Source organism: Longimicrobiales bacterium, from assembly GCA_028823235.1.
Taxonomy (GTDB): domain Bacteria; phylum Gemmatimonadota; class Gemmatimonadetes; order Longimicrobiales; family Gaopeijiaceae; genus UBA2589.
In genome coordinates, this window is record JAPKBW010000044.1 from 1 (window position 1) to 6,828 (window position 6,828).

A 6,828-nucleotide genomic window follows, 5' to 3' on the forward strand; every position below is an offset into this window, starting at 1 on the left:
CCGACTTCGCCGTCGACCTCTTCTACGCCGACTATGGACGTGGCGTGCTGGAGGCAGGCGGGGTGCCGGTGTTCCTCCCCCTCGACGTGGACCCGGTCGACTTCATGGGCCATCTGGACGGCGTGCTGCTCACGGGAGGCGCCGACATCGATCCGGCCAGGTACGGCCACGAGCCGCAGACCGATGCCTTTCCACCGGAGCCACTGCGTGACGACCACGAGTGTGCCGTCCTGCAGGCGGCCGTCGACCGCTCGCTGCCGACGGTCGGCATCTGCCGGGGCCTCCAGCTCATCAACGTGCACGCTGGCGGCACCCTCCACCAGGACGTTCCGACACACGCGGGCTTCGACCACCCCACAACCAAAGAGTGGCACGGGGTCTCCTTCGAATCGGGTTCGGTGCTGGCAGGCATCTACACGGACGACCGTCGGGTCAACTCGTTGCACCACCAGACCGTTGACAGGCTGGGTGCCGGCCTGCGAGCGACGGCCTTCGCCGAGGACGCCTCCATCGAGGGCCTGGAGCACGAGTCGCTCCCAATCGTGGCCGTCCAGTGGCACCCCGAGATGCTCCCGGGCCGACCCGGCGATCCACTCTTCGCCTGGCTGGTCGAAGCGGCTGCAGAGCGATCCTGAGACGTCGCCTACAGGCTTTCGGATTCAGCCCTCTGCTGTCGAACCGATGTAAGCGGCCTGGACAACCGGGTCAGCCTGAATCTCCTCTGGGGTCCCGTGCGCAATGACCTGACCGCAGTCAAGGCAGTAAATGCGATCGCAAATACCAATGATGAAGTTCAGATCGTGATCGATGACGACCACCCCGGCTCCGACAAGGCCAGCCATCTGCCTGACCTGCTCGATCATCTGGAGGGACTCCGAGTCACTCATTCCCGACGTCGGCTCATCCAAGAGCAGGAAGGCAGGTGCCGTAGCGGCAGCACGGGCAAGTTCCAGTCGACGGGAAGTTCCGTAGTCGAGTTCGCGGGCCCGACGATCGCGATGCGCCCAGAGACCTGCAGCAGCAATCAACCCGTCAACGTCGCAGGGTGACCGATGCCGACGATGCGACGCTGCCACGAGGTATGAAACCTCGACATTCTCGCGAACCGTGAGAGAAGGAAACAGGCGGAGGTTCTGGAAGGTCCGTACCAACCCGCTCCTTGCGATCTTGAAGGACGGAGCCGTCGTGAGATCGGTGTCTCCGAGAGATATTCGCCCGGAATCGGACTCAACAAGTCCGGTAATGACGTTCAAGAGCGTCGTCTTGCCGGCACCGTTGGGACCGATGATGCCTACCACCTCACTTCTGGCAGCCTCGATTCCCACACCTGTCAGTGCCTGGAACCCTCCAAAGGCCACATCGACCCCGCTGGCCACCAGCGAAGCTGAGTCATCCGGCTCAACCACCTGAGGGGAAGCTGGTGGGGACTCTCTACTCCGACGGAACTTCGCATGGAGCCATTCATCCAACTCCCAGTCGTCGAGAAGGCCCGAGGGACGCCAGATCATGAAACCCAGCATCGAGACACCCAGGAACACGGTCTTGAGGTTCTCCCTGAAGATCCAATCAAGAGGCGCTCCGTCGAGACCCACGCCAAACATCTCGAAGCCATCCTGACCCAGGCGCCGCGCCAACTCGCGACCCGCGGTGATGACCGCCACTCCGAGCAGGGCCCCGGACACGCTGCGACGGCCACCGACGATAAGCATCACCAGCGTGACCAACGTTAGGTTGAAGAAGAAGTCACCCGGAAGGATCGAACCCTTCTCGTAGACCCGCAGGCTGGCCCCGACACTCACAATTGCCACTGAAATCAGGAGCGCCACCATCTGCTGCACAAGCGGGTTCACGCCCATCGCTCGTGCCGCCAGGTCGTCTTCGCGGGCCGCCACCGCCAGACGCCCGCCCCTGCTCTGCGCATACAGCCGCGCAACGAGGATGGCGAGAAACAGCGCTACATAGATTGCTACGCGCCCGTTCAGCGTGCCACCGATGCGAAAAGACAGGCCCGCCCGATCACCGCCGGTTACCGCAGGCCAGTTTCGGGCCACCTCGTGCGTCACGAACAACAGTGCCAACGTGATGACCGTGGCAGAGACCGCGCCGGACTCGGCGCCGGACCGAGCCAGCCCGAGCCCGACCACCAGTGCCACGACAAGAGTCGCAGCTAATGCGATCAGAACCGCCAATAACGGATCCACGTTCACATCCGTCAACCCGAATGGAGCGTCCGGAATCCGTTTCATCTTCTCTACCGGCGAGATGGCGGAAACGGCGAACGCATAGCCGGCGATCGCCCCAAACCCGATGTGGCCAAACGACAGGATTCCCGTATTCCCAATGAACACCTGCATCCCCAGCACGATGATGGCATCAATCAGGGCCATGGTTATGAGCCGTTCCCCTACGCCGCCGAATTGACTCTGGTACACGAGCCCGCTGGCCACGACCAGGGTGAACAAGATGACCGAACCAGCGATCGGAAACACGACGTCGCGCCGGAGGTCGGGAAACATCAGACCCGCTCCGCGTGGGTCACTGTGACGATGCCCTGTGGACGGAAGATGAAGAGCAGAGCGATGAGGAGAAAGACGACACCCTCAGTGAGGCTGGCCACCGAATCGGGTAGGCGGGAGCGCAGGAGCACCTCTGCCAGGCCGAGGGCTAGTCCGCCCAGGACCGCTCCGCGGAGGCTGCCAAGGCCACCAACCAGGGCTGCGAGAACTCCTTTGAGCATGGGGTTGATGCCGGCAGACGGGCTGATACTCCCGGCCCGCATCAGCCAGAACACGCTGGCAATACCTGCCAACAGTCCTGACAGCGCGAAGGCTCCACGGATAACAGAGTTGGAACGGACGCCCATCAGCCGAGCAGTGTCAAAATCGGCCGCGGCCGCTCGCAGAGCCAGACCAAACATGGTCCGCTGCAGTAGGAGGGTGGTTGCGAGGAGCGTGACGACGGTGACACCGATAACGACCGTGTCGAAGACCTCAACCCTCAACGACCCAAGTGCGTAGGTATTCGTGACCCAGCCAGGACGGGGAAAGGTCTTTACCGAGGCCGACACATACAACAGGAAGATGGCCGACACCACGAAGTGCACACCGAACGAGGTAAGGAGCAGGGTGAAGTCATCGGCGCCCCTCACCCGGCTGAAAGCGACACGCTCGATGGCCAACGACGTCGCAACGGAGACGGCCACGATGAGGGGCACGGTCAGGTACCACGACCAACCGGCTGCCATGGCCCAGAACGTGGCATAACCCGAAACCGTGATGAGTTCACCGTGGGCGAAGTTGAGCAGGTGCATGACACCGAAGACGACTGCGACACCCAGCGCCAGCAGGGCATAGATGCTCCCGCGGCCGAGGCCATCAATGAGGTTCTGGAGGAGTTCGGTCATGGCTCAGTTGCCGACGAAGGTATCGAAGAGATCCTCATTGTCACGAAGCTCGGCACCGGTGCCCTCGGCAACGACCTCGCCGCTCCGCAACACGTAGGCCCGATCGGCCAGGTCGAGCATCCTCGTTGCATTCTGCTCAACGACGAGCAGCGTCCGACCCTGGGATCGGAGCGCTTCGATCAGGTCGAACACCACGTCGACCAGTAGTGGAGCCAACCCCAGAGATGGTTCATCCATCATGAGGAGTCGGGGCCTCGACATGAGCGCACGGGCGATGGCCAGTTGCTGCGCTTCGCCACCGGACAGGTAGCCGGCCGAGGTGGTCCACTTGTCGCGCAACATCGGAAACCGTTCGCCCATCTCGTCAAGCAGCGCCGGCCGGTCCGCTGAGGGAACGGTTACACCGCCGATCCTGAGGTTCTCCTCCACCGTCAGGTCAACGAAGATCCGCCGGTGCTCGGGTACCAGGGCAAGGCCCGACCTGAGCAGCTTCTCAGGAGGCATTCCGGTGATGTCCTTGCCGTCGAAGGTGACACGACCACCGCTAGGTGCCAAGAGCCCGGCAATGGAGTTCAACAGCGTCGTCTTGCCAGCACCGTTGGGTCCGATGAGGCCTACAACCTCACCGGACCCAACGTGCAGGCTGGCTTCTCTGAGTGCCGAGATCTCACCGTATTTGGTTGTCAGACCCGACACCTCGAGCATGAAGCATCAGCCTCCGATCGTGGCGACCAGCACGTCCTCGCCGTTGACAATCTGGTTGATCGGAACGGCCTTGGGGGGAATGCCGTTGGTGCCGGCATAGGTGATCTCACCGGACAACCCCTGGAACCCCGAGATCTGCTTCACGGCCTCACCGATGTCGGCAGGCTCGGTGCAGTCGCAGTCCAACATGCCCTGAATGCCGAGGAACAACGAATCAACGTAGAGGGCCATGAACCCACGACTCGCTAGCGCCTCGCCCCGTGAAGCCTCATAGCCTGCCAGCAGCGTGTCGATCGGGTCACCGGCGCTGATGCTGGTATGGGGCGTGTGGGCTATTCCCTCGTTGTTGGCCTCAACCTGGATGCCGGTGGCATCCATGGCATCGGTCCCGATGTAGGTGAGGCCGTCGAGGCCCTGCCCCTCGAGTTGGCCCCGAAGCGCTGTCACCTGGAAGGCCAGAGCAGCAGAGAAGACCACCTCGTTGTTCTCAGAAATGCCGGCTATCTCGTTCACCTGCGCGGAGAAGTCGGTGTCGGCAGCCCACACGTAGGTCTGGGTGCTGACCACCTCACCACCACCGGCCACGAACGCAGCAGCAAAGGCATCGGGGTTTACACCGGTGTAGGGGATTCCCTCACCCTCGGTGAACACGATCGCACGGGTAATGCCCTGATCAAGCGCCCACTGTGCAGCTGCTCCCGCCATGGCGAAGTCGTCAAAGGTCACCAGGTACGAGTTGATCGAAGCATCCGCAAGGGTCGGCTCGGTAGAGGCCGCCACGAACAGCGGCACATTGCCCCCGGTTGTCTGGAGGATCGGAAGGGCAAAGTCGGCAAACGGTGGGCCGATGAGGAACTGTGCACCCCAATCCAGCAACTCCTGCGCGGCCAAAGCGGCATCGTCGCCAACCTCGGCCACACGAACCTCGACAGGACTGCCGTTGATGCCACCAGTGCAGTTGATCAACTCAGCAACGTAGGGCACCAGGTTGGAACCAGGAATATCGACAAACCCGACGACATCGCTGAAGTCCATTGCCATACCCACCCGGATCGGATCACCCGACGGCGCCGTAGCACAACTCGCCAGATCAGCACCCAGGATCGCATCAATATCCAAACCCACAACCGCCGAACCAGCCGCAGCCGCAGCCGCAGCCGCTGATGTAACTGTGACGGTGGTGCCGCTTACGGTGGCGACCAGCACGTCCTCGCCGTTGACAATCTGGTTGATCGGAACGGCCTTGGGGGGAATGCCGTTGGTGCCGGCATAGGTGATCTCACCGGACAACCCCTGGAACCCCGAGATCTGCTTCACGGCCTCACCGATGTCGGCAGGCTCGGTGCAGTCGCAGTCCAACATGCCCTGAATGCCGAGGAACAACGAATCAACGTAGAGGGCCATGAACCCACGACTCGCTAGCGCCTCGCCCCGTGAAGCCTCATAGCCTGCCAGCAGCGTGTCGATCGGGTCACCGGCGCTGATGCTGGTATGGGGCGTGTGGGCTATTCCCTCGTTGTTGGCCTCAACCTGGATGCCGGTGGCATCCATGGCATCGGTCCCGATGTAGGTGAGGCCGTCGAGGCCCTGCCCCTCGAGTTGGCCCCGAAGCGCTGTCACCTGGAAGGCCAGAGCAGCAGAGAAGACCACCTCGTTGTTCTCAGAAATGCCGGCTATCTCGTTCACCTGCGCGGAGAAGTCGGTGTCGGCAGCCCACACGTAGGTCTGGGTGCTGACCACCTCACCACCACCGGCCACGAACGCAGCAGCAAAGGCATCGGGGTTTACACCGGTGTAGGGGATTCCCTCACCCTCGGTGAACACGATCGCACGGGTAATGCCCTGATCAAGCGCCCACTGTGCAGCTGCTCCCGCCATGGCGAAGTCGTCAAAGGTCACCAGGTACGAGTTGATCGAAGCATCCGCAAGGGTCGGCTCGGTAGAGGCCGCCACGAACAGCGGCACATTGCCCCCGGTTGTCTGGAGGATCGGAAGGGCAAAGTCGGCAAACGGTGGGCCGATGAGGAACTGTGCACCCCAATCCAGCAACTCCTGCGCGGCCAAAGCGGCATCGTCGCCAACCTCGGCCACACGAACCTCGACAGGACTGCCGTTGATGCCACCAGTGCAGTTGATCAACTCAGCAACGTAGGGCACCAGGTTGGAACCAGGAATATCGACAAACCCGACGACATCGCTGAAGTCCATTGCCATACCCACCCGGATCGGATCACCCGACGGCGCCGTAGCACAACTCGCCAGATCAGCACCCAGGATCGCATCAATATCCAAACCCACAACCGCCGAACCAGCCGCAGCCGCAGCCGCTGATGTAACTGGAGCGGCAGCGGTTGTAACTGGCGCCGCAACGGCCGTCGTAGGTACAGGCGTGGTGCTCACATCCTCGTCGCTACCGCATGCTGCGGCGAGGATCGCAAAGACCGTCATTACGGCGATCAAGGACTTGGACTTCATTGCTCTGCCCCCCTGAAGTTTTCACTTCGTGTTGTTACGCGAACTGTTGCCCAATAGATGCAGAAGGTACAAATTGTGCGAGATCCTGATTGCACACAGTCTGCTTCCCTCGGCTCTGAAACGACCCGACGTCCTGTCGATCTCTATGTATCCGGATCGCTCAACCACGGCGCGGAGACCTGATCCCACGGAACTCCCAGTCGCCACCCAGGGCGGTCGAGAGAACCTCCTCCGACTCCGTGGGC

General features: G+C 62.1%; 5 protein-coding genes. 1 reads left to right on the forward strand and 4 read right to left on the reverse strand.

Annotated features, from left to right (window positions below):
- Nucleotides 1-635 (forward strand): gamma-glutamyl-gamma-aminobutyrate hydrolase family protein (locus OSA81_13085; GenBank protein MDE0899935.1); only part of this gene is annotated, 635 nt, incomplete at its 5' end.
- Between the two features lie 24 nt (nt 636-659).
- Here the strand turns inward: OSA81_13085 and OSA81_13090 are convergent.
- The 4 genes from OSA81_13090 to OSA81_13105 are packed head-to-tail and all read right to left on the reverse strand — an operon-like array spanning nt 660 to nt 6,583.
- The gene (locus tag OSA81_13090) at nt 660-2,516 is read right to left on the reverse strand and encodes an ATP-binding cassette domain-containing protein (protein ID MDE0899936.1); all 1,857 of its coding nucleotides are present in this window, start codon (nt 2,514-2,516) and stop codon (nt 660-662) included.
- Nucleotides 2,516-3,403 carry a branched-chain amino acid ABC transporter permease gene (locus tag OSA81_13095; GenBank protein ID MDE0899937.1) on the reverse strand — a complete coding sequence of 296 codons (888 nt, stop codon included), beginning with the start codon at nt 3,401-3,403 and terminating at the stop codon, nt 2,516-2,518. The genes OSA81_13090 and OSA81_13095 overlap by 1 nt, the downstream gene beginning before the upstream one ends.
- Before the next feature lie 3 nt (nt 3,404-3,406).
- Entirely contained in the window at nt 3,407-4,108 is a 702-nt protein-coding gene (locus OSA81_13100; GenBank protein ID MDE0899938.1) for an ABC transporter ATP-binding protein, read from the reverse strand.
- A 6-nt stretch (nt 4,109-4,114) separates the two neighbouring features.
- Nucleotides 4,115-6,583 carry an ABC transporter substrate-binding protein gene (locus OSA81_13105; GenBank protein MDE0899939.1) on the reverse strand — a complete coding sequence of 823 codons (2,469 nt, stop codon included), beginning with the start codon at nt 6,581-6,583 and terminating at the stop codon, nt 4,115-4,117.
- Nucleotides 6,584-6,828: the final 245 nt, after the last annotated feature.